Below are 18,909 nucleotides of genomic sequence, written 5' to 3'. Positions count from 1 at the left end.
GGCTCGCCGCTCAGAACCCGCCCTGCTCGCGGATGAAAGATGCAATCTCCGCGACACCCTGCCCAGTGCGCAGCGCGGCCATCACGTAGGGACGCCCGTTGCGCGCAGCCCGCGTGTCGGCCTCCAACTGAGCCCGGTCCACGCCGACATGCGGGGCAAGGTCGGTCTTGTTGACGATCAACAGGTCCGAGCGCGTCAGCCCCGGCCCTTTCTTGCGCGGAATATCCTGCCCGGCGGCGGTGTCGATCACGTAGAGCGTCACGTCGGCCAGTTCCGGGCTGAAGGTCGCGGCGAGGTTGTCTCCGCCGGATTCGATCAGCACGAGATCGAGATCGGGGAAATCCTTCACCAGCGCGTCGATGGCGGCCAGGTTGATCGAGGCATCCTCCCGGATCGCCGTATGCGGGCAACCGCCGGTCTCGACCCCGCGCACCCGTTCGGAGGGCAACACCTGCGCCCGCATCAGGTAATCGGCGTCCTCGCGGGTGTAGATATCGTTGGTCACCACGGCCATCGACAGTTCCCCCGCCAGCGCGCGGCAGAGTTGCTCGGTCAGGGTCGTCTTGCCGGCGCCGACCGGCCCGCCAATGCCGACGCGAAGAGGTCCGTTGGGGCTGGGCATGTGGTTCTCCGTCCTGATCTTTGTCTTCCAAGGTCAGCTCTTGAAGAGCCGGACCTCCATTTCCTCATGGCGCATCGCCGCCAAATCCGCGCCGAAAGCAGCGCCCCCGATCTCGTCCAGGGACGCCTTGGCAGCAACCTCGGCCAGTTCCACGATCGCAGGCTTCAGCCGCGCCAACACGCCCTGCCCGTCTGTCTGGCCAAGCGGGACAAAGCGGATCCCGACCGAGACCAGGTTGGACATGAAGGCATGCAGATAGAGTGCGGCCACCTGCGCGGGCTCAAGCCCCAGATCGGCCGCGGCCACGCCGACAGCCACCGGCAGCGGCTGTGCAGGTTGATCCGTCCCCTTGAGCGCATTCACCGTGCGCACGAAGGCCGCGCCCTGCTCGCGCGTCTCCATCCAGCGTTCGCGCGAGGCGGACAGCGCCTCTACCAGCGCCGCGAGGTCGCTGGCCGGCGGCGCGCCCCGCATTGCATGGCACAGCAGGATCGCGTCGCTGCGCCCGGCGCCGTGCTGAAGAACCGATCCCAGCCAGGCTTCCAGCGTCTGGGCATCGGATACCTGCCCGGCATCGATCGCCGCCTCGAGCCCGTGCGAATAGGCAAACGCCCCCAGCGGAAAGGCGGGGGACAGCCATTGCATCAGCTCAAGGATTGCCTCAGTGCTCATGGTGGTGGTGCCCGTCATCCCCATGCGAATGGCCAAGCGTGCGGCCGTGCCCATAGGCGCCGCCCTCGGGCGAGAAGGGCTCGGTGACATGCCTCACCTGGGCGCCCAACCCCTTCAGCATCGCCGCCAGGACATGATCGTCACGGATCAGAAGGCGGTCTTCCTCGATCCGGCAGGGCGTGTGTCGATTGCCGATATGCCAGGCCAGGCGGGCGAGATCGGGCCCGGAAATGGCCAGTAGCGGCTCGTCTTCGGCGAATACACCGACAAGCCCGCCGCCCTCCAGAACAAGCGCATCTCCATCTTCGAACGACACCGTCTCGGGCAGATCGACCAGCACCACCCGCCCCGTCGCCGTCTCCAGCCGCTTGCGCCGCAAAAAGCGCGCTTCGTAGTCCAGCCGGACGTGATCGGTCGCCTGCCTCCCTGCGCCGCGGCGGATTTCAAACGCGCGTTCCGGCTTGCTCATCGCCCACTCCTGCCTTGTGCATGACCGGTCATGTCTAGCCGCCGCCTTGCAGCATGTGAAGGCCCGATCAGGGGCGCTCGAGGCTGAAGGCCTGCGGGGCAAAGGGGATCGCACCGGAATCCGGGTCCATCCGCGCGACCTCGACCGAAAGGCCCAGATCCGGCAGGTGGATCATCATCGAGGTGAAGTATTCTTCGTCCCAGCTATAGGTGATCAGCATCGGAAAACCCGAATAGCGGCAACCGGCAATGTCGATAGTATCGATTCCGCCCGCGCGCAGCTCGATATGCTCTTCTTCCGGCGCGGTGTCGTCGGCAAAGGTATTCACGGCCGTGAGCGACATCTCGGTCCCAGGCTGAACCGGAAGCCGGTCGTAGAGTCCCGGAGGGAAGCGGCTAGTGATCCGGCTGTCCTCGATTTCGCTGTCGCCGTCCAGGTCCACCTCGTCGATGATGAAGACACCGCCCATGGAAATCATGCGGAACTCGCCTTCGCCATCGGGATAGCGCGTCGTCTCCTGCACCATGCCGGCGCCGAGCCAGCGCAATTCCACCGTTCCCTCGTCCGGATAGGCGACATAGACCGTCGCGCCGCCTTCGAGATCCGCCCGTGTCGGACATTGCGCCGAGGCCGACGCCGCGCCGGCAAGCGCAACACATCCGATAATCGCCAGTGACCGCATCCAAAGCCCCATCGGGCCGTAAACCGGCCCCGTCCCGCGACGCTATCACGCCGCGTTCCGGGATGCGAGTTCAGCCGGCCGGGATTTCTCGCTGCGTGCTGTCGCGCCCCTCTACGCTCCACTTGAAATGGTCGCGATAGACATGGGGCAGAATGTCGGCACGGGTCATGCCGCGCGCGGCAAGCTCCTCGTCGGACAGGCGCGACAAGGCCCCGATAGCGTGCAGGCGTGCCTCGTGCCGGCGCGCCGCAACCATCATCTCCCACAGGCCGCGCAGCGGCGCGAGAAGCACTTGGTACACGGGGATCGATTTGCGGGCGTTTGCTTTCTCCACCATGTTCGGCACTCCTCTAGCGGCGAAATTTCTGCATTGCAGCATTTCTTAATCCGATCACGGCAAGAACACCAGAGCTTTTGCCATACGGACTCGTCCCGAAACCGCGCGCGCAGCGCGCGCCACGCCCAACGGAAGGCGCGCATCCTTGATGCGCCACCGACGGGCGGGAACTCCCCCCCTTCGCGCCGCTCAGAACAGGAAGTAACGCTGCGCCATCGGCAATTCGCTGGCCGGCTCGCAGGTCAGCAACTCGCCATTGGCCCGCACCTCGTAGGTCTCCGGGTTGACCTCGATCACGGGCATCGCGTCGTTCATCACCATGTCGGCCTTGCCGATATTGCGGGTGTTCTCGACCGCCAGCGTGTCCTTGGCGAGCCCTAGTGTATTCTCTATCCCGCCCGCCTTGGCCGCTTCGGACACGAAAGTGACGGCGGAGCGCTCGACCGAACGGCCAAAGGCACCGAACATCGGGCGGGTGTAGACCGGCTGCGGCGTCGGGATGGAAGCATTGGGATCGCCCATCTGCGCCACGACAATCGTGCCGCCGAGCAGTACCATCTCCGGCTTCACGCCAAAGAAGGCCTGTGACCAGAGCACGAGATCGGCCCGTTTGCCCTCTTCAATGGAACCGATATGGGCCGACATGCCATGCGTAATCGCCGGATTGATGGTGTATTTCGCCACGTAGCGCTTCACGCGCACGTTGTCGTTGTTGCCGGCTTCCTCGGCCAGCCGCCCGCGCTGCACCTTCATCTTGTGCGCCGTCTGCCAGGTGCGGATGATCACCTCGCCCACCCGGCCCATCGCCTGGCTGTCCGACGCGATGATCGAGAAGGCCCCCATGTCGTGCAGGATATCCTCGGCGGCGATCGTCTCCTTGCGGATCCGGCTCTCGGCAAAGGCGACATCCTCGGGGATCGCCTTGTCGAGATGGTGACAGACCATGAGCATGTCGAGATGCTCCTCCAGCGTGTTCACCGTGTAGGGCCGTGTCGGGTTGGTCGAGGAGGGAATAACATGGGCTTCGCCACAGACCTTGATGATATCCGGCGCGTGCCCGCCGCCCGCCCCTTCGGTGTGGAAGGCATGGATCGTCCGGCCCTTCATCGCCTTGACCGTGTTTTCCACGAAGCCCGACTCGTTCAGCGTATCCGTGTGGATCATCACCTGAACGTCCATGTCGTCGGCCACGCTCAGGCAGCAATCGATGGCGCCAGGCGTCGTACCCCAGTCTTCATGCAGTTTCAGCGCACAGGCGCCTGACGAGACCATTTCCACCAGCGCTGCGGGCTGGCTGGCATTGCCTTTGCCGGAAAGGCCGAAATTCATCGGGAAAGCGTCAAGCGATTGCAGCATCCGCCCGATATGCCAAGGCCCCGGCGTGCAGGTCGTGGCCAGCGTCCCGTGCGCCGGGCCGGTACCGCCGCCCAGCATGGTGGTCACGCCGGAATGCAGCGCGTCGTCGATCTGCTGCGGACAGATGAAGTGGATATGGCTGTCGAAACCGCCCGCGGTCAGGATCTTGCCTTCGCCCGCGATCGCCTCCGTTCCGGGGCCGACGATGATGTCCACACCGGGCTGGGTGTCGGGGTTGCCCGCCTTGCCGATCTTGGCAATGCGCCCGTCCTTGAGCCCCACATCCGCCTTGTAGATGCCGGTCACGTCCAGGATCAGCGCGTTGGTGATCACCGTGTCCACGGCACCCTCCGCGCGGGTCGCCTGGCTCTGGCCCATGCCGTCGCGGATCACTTTTCCGCCGCCGAATTTCACTTCTTCTCCGTAACTTGTGAGGTCTTTCTCAACCTCTATGACAAGATCGGTATCGGCCAGCCGGACGCGGTCTCCTGTCGTGGGGCCGAACATCGCGGCATAGGCAGCGCGGGAAATCGTGGCGGGCATATATCAACTCTCCTGTCGGGACCACCGCAGGGGTGGCTTCAGTCATTTGTCGGGCAGCGGTCCGAACTACGCAGCGGGCGCGTCCGGCCCGCGCCTTTCATTGCATCGAACCGCTTGTCCCCGCGGTATCCAGGCAAAATCTCTCTGCCCGGGAACAATGCGCAGCCGGTGAAAAAAGCCGTGCCACATTCCTCTACCGGCAGGCTATTTACGTCAAATCCAGAGGGGAAGGCAGGGACGTTCATGCGCAGATCAAAGACCGCGGAATCGCCATCTGCACAATTGCTAGGCAAAAGGCGCCCAGTCATTGCCCACCTTTGGCAAGAGACAAGATCGAATCGCCTCGCCCCGTACCCGCGCGATTCGGACCGGATGCGCACGAAGAATGCCTCCCAGAAGAGAGGCGGCAGGCTGTTTCACGGGAAGTGGCGAGGACAGGTCGCGTCATGCGCGCCCCGTTATTTCGCTCAGCGACGCGGACCCTTGGGATCCCGCACGGGGATCGGAATAGGCTGCGGCACAGGAGCTAGCAGTCCAAGAAGGCGGTCGATCAGGTTGAGCAGAGGCATTGGGGCCCTTGTCCGGCAATTTCTGACTAAGCAGTAACGTAGTCCTTGCGCCGCAAAGCGCAAGGGCCGAATTCATGTAATGCGCTATCACGCGCCGTCCGTTTTTGGCGCTGCGGGCGTCGAGCTTGCCTTTTTCGCCGGTGCACGGCGGCGCGGGGCGGGCTTGGCTGCGGCGGTTTCGGCCACGGGCGTAGCAGCCGCGACAGGCTTTGCCTTGGGGGCAGCACGACGACGCGGCTTGGCGGCCGGCTTGGCGGTCTCGACCGGCGCAACGGCCACGGTCACTCCCTCGGGCGTCTTTGGCTTGGACGGCGCACGGCGGCGCGCGGTCGCCGGCTTGGCCTCCGCCGGCTTGGTGGCGACAGGCTTGGCGACGACGGGCTCGGATACGGCGGGCGCCACTTCGGCCTTGGGCGTTTCCAGCGGCACGACCTTCGCAGAGGCCTCGACCAGCTCGGGTGCCGCGGCTTTCGCTTCCGGAGCCGTCTTGGCTTCCGGCGAGGGCGTAGCCTTCTCGGCGACAGGCTTCGCTTCTTTCTGCTTCTTGCTCGACATGCCCGTCGGCGTAAAATACTTCATCACCGCCGGGTCGGGCTTCATCAGGCCACCGGTCCAGCTATCGGCAAGCCCCATGGACATCCGCACCACCTCAAGCTGAAGCTCGGCCGTACGGCTCCACATGGCCATGCTCGTTCGCATGTAGTCGACGGGCATCATGTATTGGAACATCTCTAAACTCCTTGAATTCCTGTTCGTCCATAAGACAGGACGGGCGGCCGCGCGCTTTTACAGCTCTCCCATCACGGCCTGATTGAAACCGAACACCCTGCGCGCGCCCGAGAGCGGCACGAGGGATACTTCCCGACTCTGGCCGGGTTCGAAACGCACCGCGGTGCCCGCGGCGATGTCGAGCCGCTGGCCTTTTGCAGCCGCGCGGTCGAATTCCAGCGCCGAGTTGGTCTCGGCAAAATGGTAATGGCTGCCCACCTGCACCGGCCGGTCGCCGGTATTGGCCACCATGAGAACGGTCACATCGCGGCCCTCGTTCAGGGTGATGTCGCCGGGGGCGGTCATGATTTCGCCAGGGATCATCGGTCTTTCTCCTCTTCGGGGCGTGTCTCGTCCTGGATCGCGGCCTGTACCGCGCGCAGGGTTTCCTCGTTTTCCGCCTCCAGGTGGTCGGCCAGGCGGCGGCGGGGGCCCGTCTCTACGACATCCCCGTCCCAATCGTCGGTCTCCTCGCCCTGCGCGCCATCGGGGTCGCGCATATAGGCATAGAGGTCGCCCGCGAAATAGCCGAGCAGGCCGCCCGACACCGCGAGATAGGCGGAACTGTCCGCCCCCACGAGCGCCGTTGCAATCGCCGCCAGCAGAAGCATGAGTCCGAAACTGAGAATACGAAGTTCCATCGCATCAAGCCGCAGATCGAAAAGGTCGGTTTTCTCCAGCCACGCCGCCAGTGGCCCCTGGACATGCAATGTCAGGAACCCGGCCAACAGGGAGAAGACGAAACTGGCAATCATCGCGGCCTCAGCGGATCGGGTGATGCACGGTCACGAGCTTCGTGCCGTCCGGGAACGTCGCCTCGACCTGCACCTCGTGGATCATGTCGGCGATCCCGTCCATGCATTGCGCCGCCGTCACGACATGGGCGCCCGCTTCCATCAACTCGGACACCGGGCGTCCGTCCCGCGCGCCTTCGACCACGAAATCCGTGATCAGCGCGATCGCCTCGGGGTGATTGAGTTTCACGCCGCGCTCCAGCCGTCCACGCGCCACCATAGCGGCGAGACTGACCAGAAGCTTGTCCTTTTCACGGGGTGTCAGGTTCATGTCATTCCTCAGATTTGCCAGACGCGCGGCGGAACCGTGCCCCTGATATGTGTCAACAGCTTGACCATCTGTCGCCGCAGCGGCCAGGCATCGCGCGCCATCAGGCGCACCAGGCAGCGCCCGTCCCAACCGGAGGCTTCGGCCGAAACACCCGGCTCGTCGAGCAACTCCCGAACCGGCCCGAGCGCGTCTTCAGCCCCCGGCGCCACCAGCGCCAGAAGCGCAACCGCACGTGCGTCGCCCAACATTGCCGGATTGCCGGCCATGGCAAGCCCCGCGCTATCAAGCCGCACGCTATCCACCAGCACCGGCCGCCCGTCGCGCAAGACCTCCCGGCGATCCGACAACCACAGCTTCCCAACCGTCTCGCCCATGGCCGCCCGGCCAAAGACCAGCGTCTCGCAAAACAGCAGGCGGGCATCCCCCTCAAGCTCGATCCGTGTCCGGCGGTCCACCGCCGAACGGTCGAACAGGATCGTCTCCTGCGGCAGCCAGTCGAGCGATGCGCCCGCGCCGGCCGAGAGATGACAGCGCACCAAAGCCGCGCCGCCCGAGGATTCATAGGCCCGCTCGGCGGTCTGGGTCGTCCCCGTCACCTGCCCGCCAGCGGCAAGATCCAGGCGAAATTCCAGCTGGTCGCCCCCGGTCAGGCCACCGGCGGTGTTCAGGAACACCACCTCCGGCATGCCCGGCACCTGCGGCAACATCGCCTTCGCACAGCCCGATTGATGCAGGTCCTTCAGCCGTGTCCGACCACCACGGAACGCAAAGCCGGCCCGGGCACGGCCGCGAGCACGCTGAAGTTTCCGATCTGCCGGTTCTAGGTCGAACATTGGACGCCTTTCAAACTCGCAGGACCCTAGCGCGAAGCGTCGAATGCTGCAATGCAGCATGGCGCAAATCAGCCCCTCCAATGCTCAATTTTCCGCTCACTGCTCGAATTTCAGGCAAGCAATCCGTCCAATTGCAGCACGTCGCGCTCTGGTAACAGCCAGATCGCTGGGCTAAGCCTGCCGTATCATGACCCAGACCCTGACGCTCCGCCGCCCCGACGACTGGCACCTGCACCTGCGCGATGGCGCGGTCCTGCAGGCTGTCCTCCCCGACACCGCGCGCGATTTCGCCCGCGCGATCATCATGCCGAACCTGGTGCCGCCCGTCGTCACCTCCGCCGACGCGGCCGCCTATCGCGACCGCATCCTTGCCGCGTTGCCGGAAGGGGCGGATTTCACGCCGCTGATGACGCTCTACCTGACCGAAACGACCGACCCGGCTGACGTGATCGCCGCCCACGCGTCCGGCCTGATCTCGGCGGTCAAGCTCTACCCGGCCGGCGCCACCACGAATTCCGCTTCCGGTGTTCGCGATATGGACAAGGTTCAGAATGTCTTCGAGGCCATGGCCGAAGCCGGCGTGCCGCTCTGCGTGCATGGCGAGGTCACCCGCGCCGAGATCGACATCTTCGACCGCGAAGCCGTGTTCATCGAAGAAGTGCTCGACCCGATCCGTCGCCGCACGCCGGGCCTGCGCGTGGTCATGGAACATGTCACCACGTCGGATGCCTGCGACTACGTCCGCTCAAGCGACGGCACGCTGGGCGCCACGATCACGACCCACCACCTGATGATCAACCGCAACCACATCCTCGTGGGCGGTATCAAACCCCATTACTACTGCCTGCCCGTCGCCAAGCGCGAAAGCCACCGCGAGGCGCTGGTGGAACTCGCCACGTCCGGCTTCGAACATGTTTTCCTCGGCACGGACTCGGCCCCGCACACGCAGGCCAACAAGGAAAGCGCCTGCGGTTGCGCCGGTGTCTACTCCGCCCCGGTCACCATACCCTGCTTGGCGCAGGTCTTCGACGAGGCGGGCGCCCTGGACAAGCTCGAAGCCTTCGCCTCGCTGAACGGCCCGGCCTTCTACGGCATGCCCCCGAACGAAACGACGATGACGCTCGAAAAGGGTGCTGCACTGGATATCCCGTCCCCGCTGCAAACCGGCGACGGCCCCATCGTGGTCTTCGATCCGGGCAAACCCGTGCTCTGGCGGGTGCAAAGGGACTAGTCTTTTCTTCTGACCGGAAATATCCCCGCCGGAGGCAAGAAGACTCACGTCCCGCCAGAAGATTTCATGCCTCCGGTGGGGATACTCGTAGAAAGAAGAAGAAAGGGCCCGAAATGATCCCGACGACCCACCTTGATGACGCGACCATGGCCCGGATCTCGGCCGGCATGCTGCTGGAGATCGGCGCGGTGCATTTCAATGCCTCCGAGCCTTTCACCCTCGCCTCCGGCCTGCCCTCGCCCACCTATATCGACTGCCGCAAGCTGATCTCCTATCCGCGCATCCGTTCGACGCTGATGGATTTCCTGACCGCCAAGGTGATGCGCGACGCCGGCTTCGAGTCCTTTACCAATATCGCCGGTGGCGAAACTGCCGGCATCCCCTTCGCCGCGCTGGTCGCCGAGCGGATGGGCCTGCCGATGACCTATGTCCGCAAGAAGCCCAAGGGCTATGGCCGCAATGCCCGTATCGAGGGTGTCATGGGCGAGCAGGACAGGGTGCTTCTGGTCGAGGACCTGACGACCGATGGTGGCTCCAAGCTGAGCTTCGTCGACGCAATCCGCCACACCGGCGCGTCCTGTGCGCATACCGCCGTCATCTTCTATTACGGCATCTTCCCCGAGACGACCAAAACGCTCGGCGATCACGGCGTCAGCCTGCACAGCCTGTGCACCTGGCATGACGTGTTGGCCGAGGCCCGGCGGCAGGCGGCATTCGATTCGCACACCTTGGGCGAAGTCGAGGCCTTCCTGAACGATCCGAGGGCATGGCAGGCCGCCAGGAGCTGAACGAGCGCGGCGCGTCGTCACGCGCGGCGGGAACTTGCCGAAGGAAAATCTCCTGTCCTTTCGGCAAGCCGCCACAAGATGTTGACGGACGGGGCGCTGCCACCGCACTATGGGGTAAGCTCCGTCCACCCACAATTTGTCCACAAGTTTATACATTTTGACCGGGCCACTGGCGGATCTGTATGACACTGGGATACGAAAAAACGGGCAGTGCGGCGATGAATGAACTGACGACGGTGGCAGAGACCGTCCCGGAATTGGCAGCGCGGGCAAACACGGGCAGTGTAATGGAGCAGATCGCTCCCCATAATATCGAGGCCGAGCAGCAGCTGCTGGGCGCGATCCTGACAAATAACGATGTCTTCGACAGGGTCGCGTCCATTATCACCGAGGAACATTTCTATGACCCGGTGCATGCGAAGATCTACGAGGTCGCCAAGGCGCGCATCGCCAAGAACCTGCAGGCAACGCCGGTCACGCTGAAAGCCTTTCTCGAGGAACACCCCGGACTTAAAGAGCTGGGCGGGCCGGCGTACCTTGCGAAATTGGCAGGCAACGCCATCGCCAGCTTTGCCGCCGGCGACTACGCCCATATCATCTATGACCTCGCCATCCGCCGCGAGTTGATGTCTCTGGGAAAGAATATCGCCGCCCAGGCCGCCAATGTGGATGTCGAATCCGAGCCGCGCGAACAGATCGTGCAGGCCGAACAGGCGCTCTACAAGCTCGGCGAAGCCGGCAAGAGCGATACCGGCTTCCAAAGCTTCCTCAAGGCCGTGACCGATGCCGTACAGATGGCCCATGCCGCGTACCAGCGCGAAGGCGGGCTCGCGGGCATTTCCACGGGCCTGACCGATCTCGACAAGAAGCTGGGCGGGCTGCACCCGTCGGACCTGCTTATCCTCGCCGGCCGCCCCTCCATGGGCAAGACGTCGCTGGCCTGTAACATCGCCTTCAACATCGCCAAGGTCTACAAGCGCGGGCTGCGCCCCGACGGGCGCGAAGGCGCGGTGAATGGCGGCGTTGTGGGCTTCTATTCGCTCGAAATGTCGGCCGAACAGCTTGCCTCGCGGATCCTGTCGGAGGCCTCGCGCATTCCCTCTCACAAGATCCGCCGCGGCGACATGACGGAGGAGGAATTCCGCCGCTTCGTCTCCGCCGCCAAGGATCTTGAGGCCTGTCCGCTCTTCATCGACGACACGCCCGCCCTGCCGATCTCGCAGCTAGCCGCGCGCGCCCGCCGCCTGAAGCGGACCCACGGGCTCGACGCGCTCTTCATCGACTACCTGCAGCTCGTCCGCCCCGCCACGGCCAAGGACAGCCGGGTGAACGAGGTCTCGGAAATCACCCAAGGCCTGAAAGCCATCGCCAAGGAACTGGATATTCCCGTCATCGCGCTCTCACAGCTCTCGCGCCAGGTGGAAAACCGGGACGACAAGCGCCCCCAGCTTTCGGACCTGCGGGAATCGGGCTCGATCGAGCAGGACGCCGACGTGGTGATGTTCGTCTACCGGGGCGAGTATTACAAAGAACGCGAAAAGCCGCCCGAGAACGACACCGAACGCATGGCCGCCTGGATGGAAGAGATGGAGTCGTTGCACGGCAAGGCCGATGTGATCATCGGCAAGCAGCGTCACGGCCCCATCGGCGACGTCTCGCTGGCCTTCGAGGGCGAGTTCACCAAGTTCAGCGACCTTGTGCAGCCCTGGCAGCAGGATGGCGACGGGTATCAGTAACCCGAACAGATGGTGTATGGGCCACGGCGCGTCCCCGAAGCCGGGCACGGCACGAAGGATGGTACCGCACCCCGGCCAGGGTCAGCATTTGCGACCCGACAGTCACCTGAGGCTATCGATCAGATGTTCGGTGGTTTGAAAGGAAAGCGCCCGTTCGCTGTCCTTTCTGCTCCGGCAATCCGAAACGCTTGTAGAATTCCAACGATGCGTTTGAAGTCCGACCAGCGAACCCGAGGGGGATCCGTGCTCCCCTTCTGCGAATTGAAAGCGATGCGTATCTGTGCCGGAGCCGCTGCTCGGTCATCCGGCACGAGAAAGAGTCAAATGCAAAACGGGGAACAGCCCCGCCGGCCGCCAACATGGATCGGATCGGTATTGGCCGTACGACGTGAATGCACACGCGTCAGGAGGCAAGCCACTTCAACAAATCCGTCACGCAATTCACCCCGACGCAGGAGCTGTAACGTTCAGGCGGCACCTCGCAACGGTCGCGCAAGAACCATTGATTTCAGCGAGCGAATCCGCTGATCTGCGGCATGAATATCGGCGAAAATGGCGCAAGCACTTCCTTCAGGTCGTCGCCCGCCGGCCCATATACCGCGACGGAGGTGATCGAGAAGGTTTGCATGAACTCTTCGGCGAAGTTGGCACCGAAATTGCCCATATGCGTCATCGCGGCCGCATTGTCGGCGTAGCGTTCCGAGATGTGCACCTGGTCGCCATCGCCCATGTAGTCGTAGACGAGAGCACCTGGCTCGTTCGCCTGCGTCGCGGCAACCATCCGATCCAGAAGCGGCTTCACCGCGTCTGCCTGGCCGGCATTGACCGTCATCGTGATGTGCCAATGCACGTCATCCGCACTTTGGCCCTCGGCAAAAGCAGCTCCCGCAGCAAGGGCAGCTATGGCGACTGTTGGAAAAAGTTTCATGGTATGGTCCTTATGAATAGATCCAGCAAGGGTGGAGTACACACCGCCGTAAATCAACCTTCGGTAGTCTGGGCCAATCAAATACACCTGTCGGCATCCAGCGCCGTGCACAGGTCCAACAATCCCGAAAACGCCACACAGATTTGGGGTTCGGCCGGATGGCGACAACGTCTGTGACGAGAGTTTCCTTCGGAAATCAGTACCAACCCACCAATGGGACCAAGGTATCGAGCAGCGAACCAATCGGACTAGCCGTCGAGCCTTTGAAGCGGACTATCGCACACTCCCCTCAATGGAGCATTTTCGTAGAAGTCCGCCACCCGAGCAAAACGAGTCCTTGTGACCAGCGCAGTCCTCCGGACGCATCTCATCCCCCTAACCCGAGCGTTTCCCCTTGACCTCCCGCACCGGAATGGCAGAACCGACCCCATGGCGACTGGTACTCTCACGATCGATCTCGACGCGATTGCCGCGAACTGGCAAGCGCTGAATTCCCTCTCCGGCGATACGGTTGAAACCGGCGCCGTGGTCAAGGCAGATGGCTATGGGCTGGGTGCGGCCCGTGCCGCGCGAACGCTCGCACGCGCGGGCGCGCAGAAATTCTTCGTGGCTGCGGCCGAGGAAGGCGCCGCAGTCCGCGAAGCGCTCGGGCGTGGCCCGGAGATCTTCATATTCGGCGGTCACATGGCCGGCGACACGGACATGATCCACGATCTGGATCTGGTGCCAATGCTCAACTCCATCGACCAGCTCACCCGCCATTTCGAGGCCCTGCCCGGCGCCGCTTTCGGCATCCAGCTCGACAGCGGCATGAACCGGCTTGGGCTGGAGCCGGCGGAATGGGCCGCGGTATCGGAACTGGCCCTCAGCCAGTGTCCCAAGCTCATCATGAGCCACCTGGCCAGTGCCGACGAGCCCACATCGCCCCAGAATGCAGACCAGCTGCGACAGTTCCGCGAGATGACCGACGGAACGGGCGTGCCACGCTCGCTCTCGGCCACCGGCGGCACGCTGCTTGGCCCGGACTATCATTTCGACGTCACCCGCCCCGGCATCGGCCTCTATGGCGGCCTGCCCTTTGCAGACGCGAAACCGGTCGTCCGGCTGTCCCTGCCCGTCATCCAGGCCCGCCTCGTCGCACCCGGCGAAAGCGTGGGGTACAACGCAACCTGGACCGCTCAGGAAGAGAAACTTGTTGCGACGGTCGCCGCTGGCTATGCGGACGGGATTCTTCGGCCGATTTCAAACAAGGCCGACCTCTATTTCAACGGCACTCCCTGTCCCATCGTCGGCAGGGTTTCGATGGACCTCATCACTGTCGATATCTCGGCCTTGGGCGAAATCCCGCCCGCGCTCGACATACTGTGCACGGAACAGGGCGTTGACGATCTGGCAAACGCCGCCGGCACAATTGGCTACGAGATCCTGACCTCGCTTGGCGCGCGCTACGAACGCAAGACGATCGGCGGCTTCGCGTGAGCGCGGCCCTCCTGACCCGCCCGCTTGCCGCGATCGGCCGGCCGGTGCTGGCGGGGCTGACCAGCGTCGGCCGCATGGTGCTCTTTGGCCTGGCGGTCATCAGCCACCTGTTCCGCCCGCCCTGGTACTGGCGCGAATTTGCCCATGCGGTGATGACCATCGGCTGGTACTCGCTGCCCGTTGTCGGCCTGACCGCGCTCTTCACCGGCGGCGCACTGGCGCTCCAGATCTATGACGGCTCCTCCCGCTTCTCCGCCGAGGCCGCCGTGCCCTCCATCGTCGCCATCGGCATGGCGCGCGAGCTTGGCCCCGTGCTCGGCGGCCTCATGGTCGCCGCCCGCGTCGCCTCCTCCATCGCTGCCGAGATCGGTACGATGAAGGTCACCGAGCAGATCGACGCGCTGGTCACGCTCTCGACCAACCCGATCAAGTATCTCGCTGTGCCACGCGTGCTCGCCGCCACGGTGACGGTGCCCGTTCTGGTCGCCGTGGGCGATTCCATCGGCATCATGGGCGGGTGGCTTGTGGGCGTGAACCGGCTGGACTTCAACTCCGCCGCATATCTGAGAAACACCATCGACTTCCTGGAGGCCGCCGACGTCGCCTCCGGCGTGGCCAAGGGCGCCGTCTTCGGCTTCCTCGTCGCGCTCATGGGCTGTTTCTACGGCATGAACTCGGGCCGCGGCGCCCAGGGCGTGGGCAAGGCCACCAAGCTCGCCGTCGTCTCGGCCTCCGTGCTCATCCTCGGCTCCAACTACCTTCTGACGGAGCTGTTTTTCTCGGCATGATACAGCTCGAAAATGTTCACAAGGCCTTTGGCGAAAAGCGCGTCCTGCGCGGCGTGACCCTGGAGGTGCCGCGCGGCGAGAGCATGGTCATCATCGGCGGCTCCGGCACCGGAAAGTCGGTCGCGCTGAAATGCATCCTCGGCCTCGTGCGCCCCGATAGCGGCACGATCACGCTGGATGGCCAGCCGGTCGAAAGCGGCGACAGGGACGATTTCCTTGCCCGTTTCGGAATGCTCTTCCAAGGCGCTGCGCTCTTTGACAGCCTCACAGTCTGGCAAAACGTGGCCTTCCGCCTGCTGCGCGGCAACCAGAAGCTGCCCAAGACGCAGGCGCGCGAAATTGCCATCGAGAAGCTCCGCCGCGTTGGGCTGACACCGGAAACCGCCGACCTGTATCCCGCCGAGCTTTCGGGCGGCATGCAGAAGCGCGTGGGCCTCGCCCGCGCCATCGCGACCGATCCGGAAGTGATCTTCTTCGACGAACCCACCACTGGGCTGGATCCGATCATGGCCGGCGTCATCAACGAGCTTATCCGCGAAATCGTGGTCGAGATGGGTGCCACCGCCATGACCATCACCCATGACATGACCTCCGTGCGCGCCATCGCCGACGATGTCGCCATGCTGCATGACGGGGTGATCAAGTGGACCGGGACGGTGGCGGAAATGGACAGCTGCGCCGACCCTTACGTGCAGCAATTCATCCACGGCCGTGCTGAAGGGCCGATCGAGGCGGTGCGCTAGGCACCTCTCACTCCGCCGGATCTTCTTCCTTGTCAGGCAAATCGAACACCTGCCCCGGATAGATCAGGTCCGGATCGCGGATCTGGTTCCGGTTGGCCTCGAAGATCTGGACATAGTCGAAACCGCTGCCATAGCGATCCGAGGCTATGCCCCACAGCGTGTAGCCCGGCTGCACGGTGATCACCGAAGCGGCCAGACCGCCCGGCACGAGATCGGTCGGTGTCATCCGCGCCAGGTCCGTCGGATCCTCGCGCTTGAAGGGGGTCTCGAAGCGCGCGACAACCTTGCCGGCCGCGTCCACCTGATCGACACGCAGGGTGTATATGCCCGGCTTCACCGGCGGCAGGCGCATCTTCCAGCTGCCATCCCACGCAATGTCCGTGGTCTGGACCGGCTTGTTGTTCAGGTAGACCTGCACCCGGTCCGCCCTCGGCATCGACATCGCGGCCCGCCCGGAAAGCGACACGCTGCCATCGTCGGAATAGCTGATAACGTCGATGACCACCCGGTCCCGCAGCCGTTCGATGCTGGCATTCGCCGGTTGCAGCAGTTCCACACCTTCGTGACCGGCCAAAAGGACCGTCGGCACCGCGTCAGACGGGGCCTCGCTCGCCGATCCTACCGGTTCGGGCTGTTCCGCAACCAGCGTCTCTTCCGCAAGCTCGGTCGCCGGTACGTCGGGCTCATGTGCGGCGGTTCCGGCGTCTTCTTCGCTCGGTCTCTCCGCAACCGCCTTGCCGCCATCGGCCATTTGTGGCTCCGACACATCTGGACTGGTCTGAGCTTCGTCCGGCGCTTCCGCCACACCATCAGTCTCAGGCAGCTCGGCGGTTTCGACCTCCGCCGGTTCGGTGCCGCGCACGGCCGTTTCGGACGGCGTTTCGTCCTCCGGCACGTCCTGCGCCGCCCCCGGAAACGACGCCGGATCGGGAGCGATCACGTCGGCCGCGGCCACCTCGACCTCCTCGGGAACCGGGGCGGGTGCCACGGGCGGGGTCAGGATGGCGCTTTGCTCCGAGCGGTATTCCCGCCCTGCCCCATCAAGCGCCACAAGATACAGAACGCGGGCACCTCCGGTCTGAGCGCCCGACGGCGGCAAATCGAAAACCATGGCAAAATCGCCCGACGCATTTGCCTTTGCGGAGGCCAGCGCGGCCTCCCCTTCCCGGACCTGAACTTCGAAATCCGCCGGAGCCGTCCCTGCGATCACCGCCGTCCCCTCGGCATCGAGCCGCATATCGCTAAAACGCGGCAACGCGATTGCGGGGGCATCCGTAGCTGTATCCTCTTTGGAGTCCGGACTCTCTTCAGCGTTCACCTGTTCGGGAACAGCTTCTGCCACGGTGGCAGAAGCATCCTCAGGAACGGAAGATGTCTCGTCGGTTGACGCGGTCGCGGGTGGAGAAGCGCTGCTTTCGGACTGCACGGACGGTTGCCCGGATCCCGATTGCCCTTCACGTTGCGCCGCATCCATTGGCATTTGCGGCCCGGGTGCGGTGTTTTCGGGCGTTTGTCCAAAATAGAGGAAATAGGCCAGGCCCACAGCAGCGACTGCGGCGGCCATAGCCGCAATGCCGCCTGTACTCCCAAGCGTTTCCTTTACAGACATTTCTTCCTTCCCCAAGGCAGCCCTACCTCCTCCCCTGCGCGGGTTGAGTGCCAATAGCAAGCCCGCTATCACGAAACGAAAGGATGTAACCTCAGGGGCTTGCAGCTATGTCACAAAACTTTTCCATTTGCGTCTATTGCGGCTCCCGCGACGGGACCGACCCGGCCTATGCGGAGGCCGCCGAAGCGCTCGGCACAGCCATTGCCGCCGAAGGCTGGCGGCTGGTCTATGGCGCGGGCGATATCGGCCTGATGGGGCGCGTCGCCCGGTCGGCGCAGATCGGTGGCGCCGAGACATTCGGGGTCATTCCCGTGCATCTGTTCGACCGCGAGGTCGGCAAACGTGATCTTACCTCCTTCATCGTCACCGAGACGATGCACGAACGCAAGAAGGTCATGTTCATGAATGCCGATGCCATTGTCGTGCTTCCCGGTGGCGCAGGCTCGCTCGACGAGTTTTTCGAGGTCCTGACATGGGCCCAGCTCGGGCTGCACGACAAGCCGATCCTGCTCTTCGATACCGCCGGCTACTGGGCGCCGCTCAACGCGCTGATGCGCCATGTCGTGGATCAGGGCTTTGCCGAGGCCGGCATTCTCGATTTCGTTCAGACCGTCTCGGATCTGGAGGCATTGATGGCACGCCTGCGCGCCGCGCGATCGGCCCGCAACGCCTGAGCGGAATAGAGGGCTAGCGCCGCCCAGATCAGGGCAAAGGTGAGGCCGTGCCAGCGGGTGAACGGCTCGCCAAAGACCAGCGCCGCGCAGAGGAATTGCAGCGTCGGGTTCAGGTATTGCAGGAGCCCGACCGTTGCCAGATTCACCCGGTGGGTGGCATAGGAGAACAGGATCAACGGCCCCGCCGTCATCGGGCCGGAGAGCGCGAGCAGAAGCTGCGTCTCCCAGCCCGTCGCATGCGGCCCGCCACTGCCACCGCTGGCCAGCCAGATCAGCCAGCCCGTGGCCAAGGGCGAGAGCAGCAACACTTCAGCCGTGACCGAGATCATCGCCCCGCTTTGCAGACGTTTCTTGATCAGACCATAGAAGCCGAAGGTCACCGCAAGGATCAGTGCGACAACGGGAACGAGGCCAAGGCCGAAGGTCAACACCAGCACGCCTGCCGTTGCCATTCCGACCGCCAGCCATTGCAGAAGTGCCGGACGCTCGCCGAAGACCACCGCCCCCATCAGCACCGCGACCAGTGGGAAGGTGTAATAGCCGAGCGAGGCCTCCATCGCCCGCCCGACCTGGATCGACCAGATATAGAAGCCCCAGTTTATCGAGATCATGATTGCGGCAAGGGCGACAATCGCCCAGCGGCGGCCGAGAAAACCGCGAAGTCGGCCAAGCTGTCCCTGAATGGCAAGGATCGCGCCGAACAGGCCAAGCGACCAGAGCGTGAGATAGCTCAGAACCTCCAGCGGCGGCACATGGGCCAGCAGCTTGTAGAAGAGCGGCGACAGCCCCCAGATTGTGCAGGCTCCGATCATTGCCAGAACGCCGCGCTGCGTGTCACTCATGCCGCTCTCCCTTTCCCGCTCTGTCGATCACGCAAGAACCACGGGCGCAAGGCAGGTTGGGACAGTTTCATGCCATGAGTTCACAACGTGTCATCATGCATATCGGACAAAGTTTCCGTTCGAGGGCGCGCGCTTCGCGCGCGTGAACGATCCTGCGGATCGTGCCTCCAGCGGC

The 18,909-nt window shown here is 64.1% G+C and carries 21 protein-coding genes; 7 read left to right on the top strand and 14 right to left on the bottom strand.

Annotation, left to right across the window (positions count from 1 at the left end; translation table 11 throughout):
- Window positions 1–10: 10 nt before the first annotated feature.
- The 11 genes from ureG to AX756_RS15990 form a co-directional block, all read right to left on the bottom strand.
- Window positions 11–622, bottom strand: coding sequence for an urease accessory protein UreG (ureG, locus tag AX756_RS16040; protein ID WP_068313733.1), 612 nt, complete (start codon window positions 620–622; stop codon window positions 11–13).
- Window positions 623–655: 33 nt separating this feature from the next.
- On the bottom strand, window positions 656–1,294 hold the full coding sequence (locus AX756_RS16035) for an urease accessory protein UreF (RefSeq protein WP_068313730.1): 639 nt from the start codon (window positions 1,292–1,294) through the stop codon (window positions 656–658).
- Window positions 1,284–1,763 (bottom strand): urease accessory protein UreE, encoded by a 480-nt coding sequence (locus tag AX756_RS16030; RefSeq protein WP_068313727.1) that lies wholly within the window; start codon window positions 1,761–1,763, stop codon window positions 1,284–1,286. Before AX756_RS16030 ends, AX756_RS16035 begins: the two co-directional genes overlap by 11 nt.
- A 67-nt stretch (window positions 1,764–1,830) precedes the next feature.
- On the bottom strand, window positions 1,831–2,445 hold the full coding sequence (locus tag AX756_RS16025; RefSeq protein WP_156461523.1) for a hypothetical protein: 615 nt from the start codon (window positions 2,443–2,445) through the stop codon (window positions 1,831–1,833).
- A 70-nt stretch (window positions 2,446–2,515) separates the two neighbouring features.
- Window positions 2,516–2,782, bottom strand: a complete 267-nt coding sequence (locus tag AX756_RS16020; RefSeq protein ID WP_068313722.1) for a DUF1127 domain-containing protein — start codon at window positions 2,780–2,782, stop codon at window positions 2,516–2,518.
- Between the two features lie 189 nt (window positions 2,783–2,971).
- The gene (gene ureC, locus AX756_RS16015; protein WP_068313719.1) at window positions 2,972–4,681 is read right to left on the bottom strand and encodes an urease subunit alpha; all 1,710 of its coding nucleotides are present in this window, start codon (window positions 4,679–4,681) and stop codon (window positions 2,972–2,974) included.
- Between the two features lie 656 nt (window positions 4,682–5,337).
- Window positions 5,338–5,979: a hypothetical protein gene (locus AX756_RS16010; protein ID WP_068313717.1), complete on the bottom strand. Its 642-nt coding sequence runs from the start codon at window positions 5,977–5,979 to the stop codon at window positions 5,338–5,340.
- Window positions 5,980–6,036: 57 nt separating this feature from the next.
- Window positions 6,037–6,342 carry an urease subunit beta gene (locus AX756_RS16005; RefSeq protein ID WP_068313714.1) on the bottom strand — a complete coding sequence of 102 codons (306 nt, stop codon included), beginning with the start codon at window positions 6,340–6,342 and terminating at the stop codon, window positions 6,037–6,039.
- On the bottom strand, window positions 6,339–6,773 hold the full coding sequence (locus tag AX756_RS16000) for a hypothetical protein (protein ID WP_068313711.1): 435 nt from the start codon (window positions 6,771–6,773) through the stop codon (window positions 6,339–6,341). Before AX756_RS16000 ends, AX756_RS16005 begins: the two co-directional genes overlap by 4 nt.
- A gap of 7 nt (window positions 6,774–6,780) precedes the next feature.
- On the bottom strand, window positions 6,781–7,083 hold the full coding sequence (locus AX756_RS15995) for an urease subunit gamma (protein ID WP_068313709.1): 303 nt from the start codon (window positions 7,081–7,083) through the stop codon (window positions 6,781–6,783).
- 8 nt (window positions 7,084–7,091) lie between these two features.
- On the bottom strand, window positions 7,092–7,916 hold the full coding sequence (locus AX756_RS15990) for an urease accessory protein UreD (RefSeq protein ID WP_068313706.1): 825 nt from the start codon (window positions 7,914–7,916) through the stop codon (window positions 7,092–7,094).
- A 187-nt stretch (window positions 7,917–8,103) separates the two neighbouring features.
- Between AX756_RS15990 and pyrC the strand changes: the two genes are divergently transcribed.
- From pyrC to AX756_RS15975, 3 genes are all read left to right on the top strand, one after another.
- Window positions 8,104–9,147: a dihydroorotase gene (gene pyrC, locus AX756_RS15985; protein ID WP_068313703.1), complete on the top strand. Its 1,044-nt coding sequence runs from the start codon at window positions 8,104–8,106 to the stop codon at window positions 9,145–9,147.
- A 113-nt stretch (window positions 9,148–9,260) separates the two neighbouring features.
- Window positions 9,261–9,935 (top strand): orotate phosphoribosyltransferase, encoded by a 675-nt coding sequence (locus AX756_RS15980; RefSeq protein WP_068313700.1) that lies wholly within the window; start codon window positions 9,261–9,263, stop codon window positions 9,933–9,935.
- Window positions 9,936–10,222: 287 nt separating this feature from the next.
- On the top strand, window positions 10,223–11,671 hold the full coding sequence (locus AX756_RS15975; RefSeq protein ID WP_156461532.1) for a replicative DNA helicase: 1,449 nt from the start codon (window positions 10,223–10,225) through the stop codon (window positions 11,669–11,671).
- Window positions 11,672–12,179: 508 nt separating this feature from the next.
- On the opposite strand, the gene AX756_RS15970 is transcribed toward AX756_RS15975, so the two are convergent.
- Window positions 12,180–12,599, bottom strand: coding sequence for a putative quinol monooxygenase (locus AX756_RS15970; RefSeq protein ID WP_231701081.1), 420 nt, complete (start codon window positions 12,597–12,599; stop codon window positions 12,180–12,182).
- Between the two features lie 429 nt (window positions 12,600–13,028).
- Here AX756_RS15970 and alr point away from each other — a divergent pair, with 429 nt between their 5' ends.
- From alr to AX756_RS15955, 3 genes are read left to right on the top strand one after another with little or no spacing between them, the layout of a single operon-like run.
- Window positions 13,029–14,078: an alanine racemase gene (gene alr / locus AX756_RS15965; protein ID WP_068313695.1), complete on the top strand. Its 1,050-nt coding sequence runs from the start codon at window positions 13,029–13,031 to the stop codon at window positions 14,076–14,078.
- 11 nt (window positions 14,079–14,089) lie between these two features.
- Window positions 14,090–14,866, top strand: coding sequence for an MlaE family ABC transporter permease (locus AX756_RS15960; RefSeq protein WP_438938411.1), 777 nt, complete (start codon window positions 14,090–14,092; stop codon window positions 14,864–14,866).
- Complete coding sequence (locus AX756_RS15955; protein ID WP_068313689.1) at window positions 14,863–15,609, top strand: ABC transporter ATP-binding protein; 747 nt, start codon at window positions 14,863–14,865, stop codon at window positions 15,607–15,609. Before AX756_RS15960 ends, AX756_RS15955 begins: the two co-directional genes overlap by 4 nt.
- 7 nt (window positions 15,610–15,616) lie before the next feature.
- Here AX756_RS15955 and AX756_RS15950 read toward each other — a convergent pair whose 3' ends face one another.
- Window positions 15,617–17,218 (bottom strand): LysM peptidoglycan-binding domain-containing protein, encoded by a 1,602-nt coding sequence (locus tag AX756_RS15950; protein ID WP_082739143.1) that lies wholly within the window; start codon window positions 17,216–17,218, stop codon window positions 15,617–15,619.
- Between the two features lie 107 nt (window positions 17,219–17,325).
- On the opposite strand from AX756_RS15950, the gene AX756_RS15945 reads away from it, so the two are divergent.
- Complete coding sequence (locus AX756_RS15945; protein WP_068313682.1) at window positions 17,326–17,892, top strand: LOG family protein; 567 nt, start codon at window positions 17,326–17,328, stop codon at window positions 17,890–17,892.
- Here AX756_RS15945 and rarD read toward each other — a convergent pair.
- Window positions 17,823–18,734, bottom strand: a complete 912-nt coding sequence (gene rarD / locus AX756_RS15940; RefSeq protein WP_068313679.1) for an EamA family transporter RarD — start codon at window positions 18,732–18,734, stop codon at window positions 17,823–17,825. The genes AX756_RS15945 and rarD overlap by 70 nt on opposite strands.
- Window positions 18,735–18,909: the final 175 nt, after the last annotated feature.

It is taken from the genome of Aliiruegeria sabulilitoris (assembly GCF_001558155.1).
GTDB classification, from domain to species: domain Bacteria; phylum Pseudomonadota; class Alphaproteobacteria; order Rhodobacterales; family Rhodobacteraceae; genus Tropicimonas; species Tropicimonas sabulilitoris.
This window is presented reverse-complemented; position numbering and strand designations above follow the sequence as displayed.

Excerpts from the sequence above, each read along its gene's own strand:
- AX756_RS15980 (WP_068313700.1), top strand. The coding sequence starts at position 9,261 with ATGATCCCGACGACCCACCTTGATGACGCGACCATGGCCCGGATCTCG.
- AX756_RS15950 (WP_082739143.1), bottom strand. The coding sequence starts at position 17,218 with ATGTCTGTAAAGGAAACGCTTGGGAGTACAGGCGGCATTGCGGCTATG.
- AX756_RS15975 (WP_156461532.1), top strand. The coding sequence starts at position 10,223 with ATGGAGCAGATCGCTCCCCATAATATCGAGGCCGAGCAGCAGCTGCTG.
- AX756_RS16030 (WP_068313727.1), bottom strand. The coding sequence starts at position 1,763 with ATGAGCAAGCCGGAACGCGCGTTTGAAATCCGCCGCGGCGCAGGGAGG.
- ureG (WP_068313733.1), bottom strand. The coding sequence starts at position 622 with ATGCCCAGCCCCAACGGACCTCTTCGCGTCGGCATTGGCGGGCCGGTC.
- AX756_RS15955 (WP_068313689.1), top strand. The coding sequence starts at position 14,863 with ATGATACAGCTCGAAAATGTTCACAAGGCCTTTGGCGAAAAGCGCGTC.
- AX756_RS16005 (WP_068313714.1), bottom strand. The coding sequence starts at position 6,342 with ATGATCCCTGGCGAAATCATGACCGCCCCCGGCGACATCACCCTGAAC.
- AX756_RS15970 (WP_231701081.1), bottom strand. The coding sequence starts at position 12,599 with ATGAAACTTTTTCCAACAGTCGCCATAGCTGCCCTTGCTGCGGGAGCT.
- ureC (WP_068313719.1), bottom strand. The coding sequence starts at position 4,681 with ATGCCCGCCACGATTTCCCGCGCTGCCTATGCCGCGATGTTCGGCCCC.
- AX756_RS15995 (WP_068313709.1), bottom strand. The coding sequence starts at position 7,083 with ATGAACCTGACACCCCGTGAAAAGGACAAGCTTCTGGTCAGTCTCGCC.
- alr (WP_068313695.1), top strand. The coding sequence starts at position 13,029 with ATGGCGACTGGTACTCTCACGATCGATCTCGACGCGATTGCCGCGAAC.
- AX756_RS16035 (WP_068313730.1), bottom strand. The coding sequence starts at position 1,294 with ATGAGCACTGAGGCAATCCTTGAGCTGATGCAATGGCTGTCCCCCGCC.
- rarD (WP_068313679.1), bottom strand. The coding sequence starts at position 18,734 with ATGAGTGACACGCAGCGCGGCGTTCTGGCAATGATCGGAGCCTGCACA.
- AX756_RS16025 (WP_156461523.1), bottom strand. The coding sequence starts at position 2,445 with ATGCGGTCACTGGCGATTATCGGATGTGTTGCGCTTGCCGGCGCGGCG.
- AX756_RS16020 (WP_068313722.1), bottom strand. The coding sequence starts at position 2,782 with ATGGTGGAGAAAGCAAACGCCCGCAAATCGATCCCCGTGTACCAAGTG.
- AX756_RS15945 (WP_068313682.1), top strand. The coding sequence starts at position 17,326 with ATGTCACAAAACTTTTCCATTTGCGTCTATTGCGGCTCCCGCGACGGG.
- AX756_RS16010 (WP_068313717.1), bottom strand. The coding sequence starts at position 5,979 with ATGTTCCAATACATGATGCCCGTCGACTACATGCGAACGAGCATGGCC.
- pyrC (WP_068313703.1), top strand. The coding sequence starts at position 8,104 with ATGACCCAGACCCTGACGCTCCGCCGCCCCGACGACTGGCACCTGCAC.
- AX756_RS15990 (WP_068313706.1), bottom strand. The coding sequence starts at position 7,916 with ATGTTCGACCTAGAACCGGCAGATCGGAAACTTCAGCGTGCTCGCGGC.
- AX756_RS16000 (WP_068313711.1), bottom strand. The coding sequence starts at position 6,773 with ATGATTGCCAGTTTCGTCTTCTCCCTGTTGGCCGGGTTCCTGACATTG.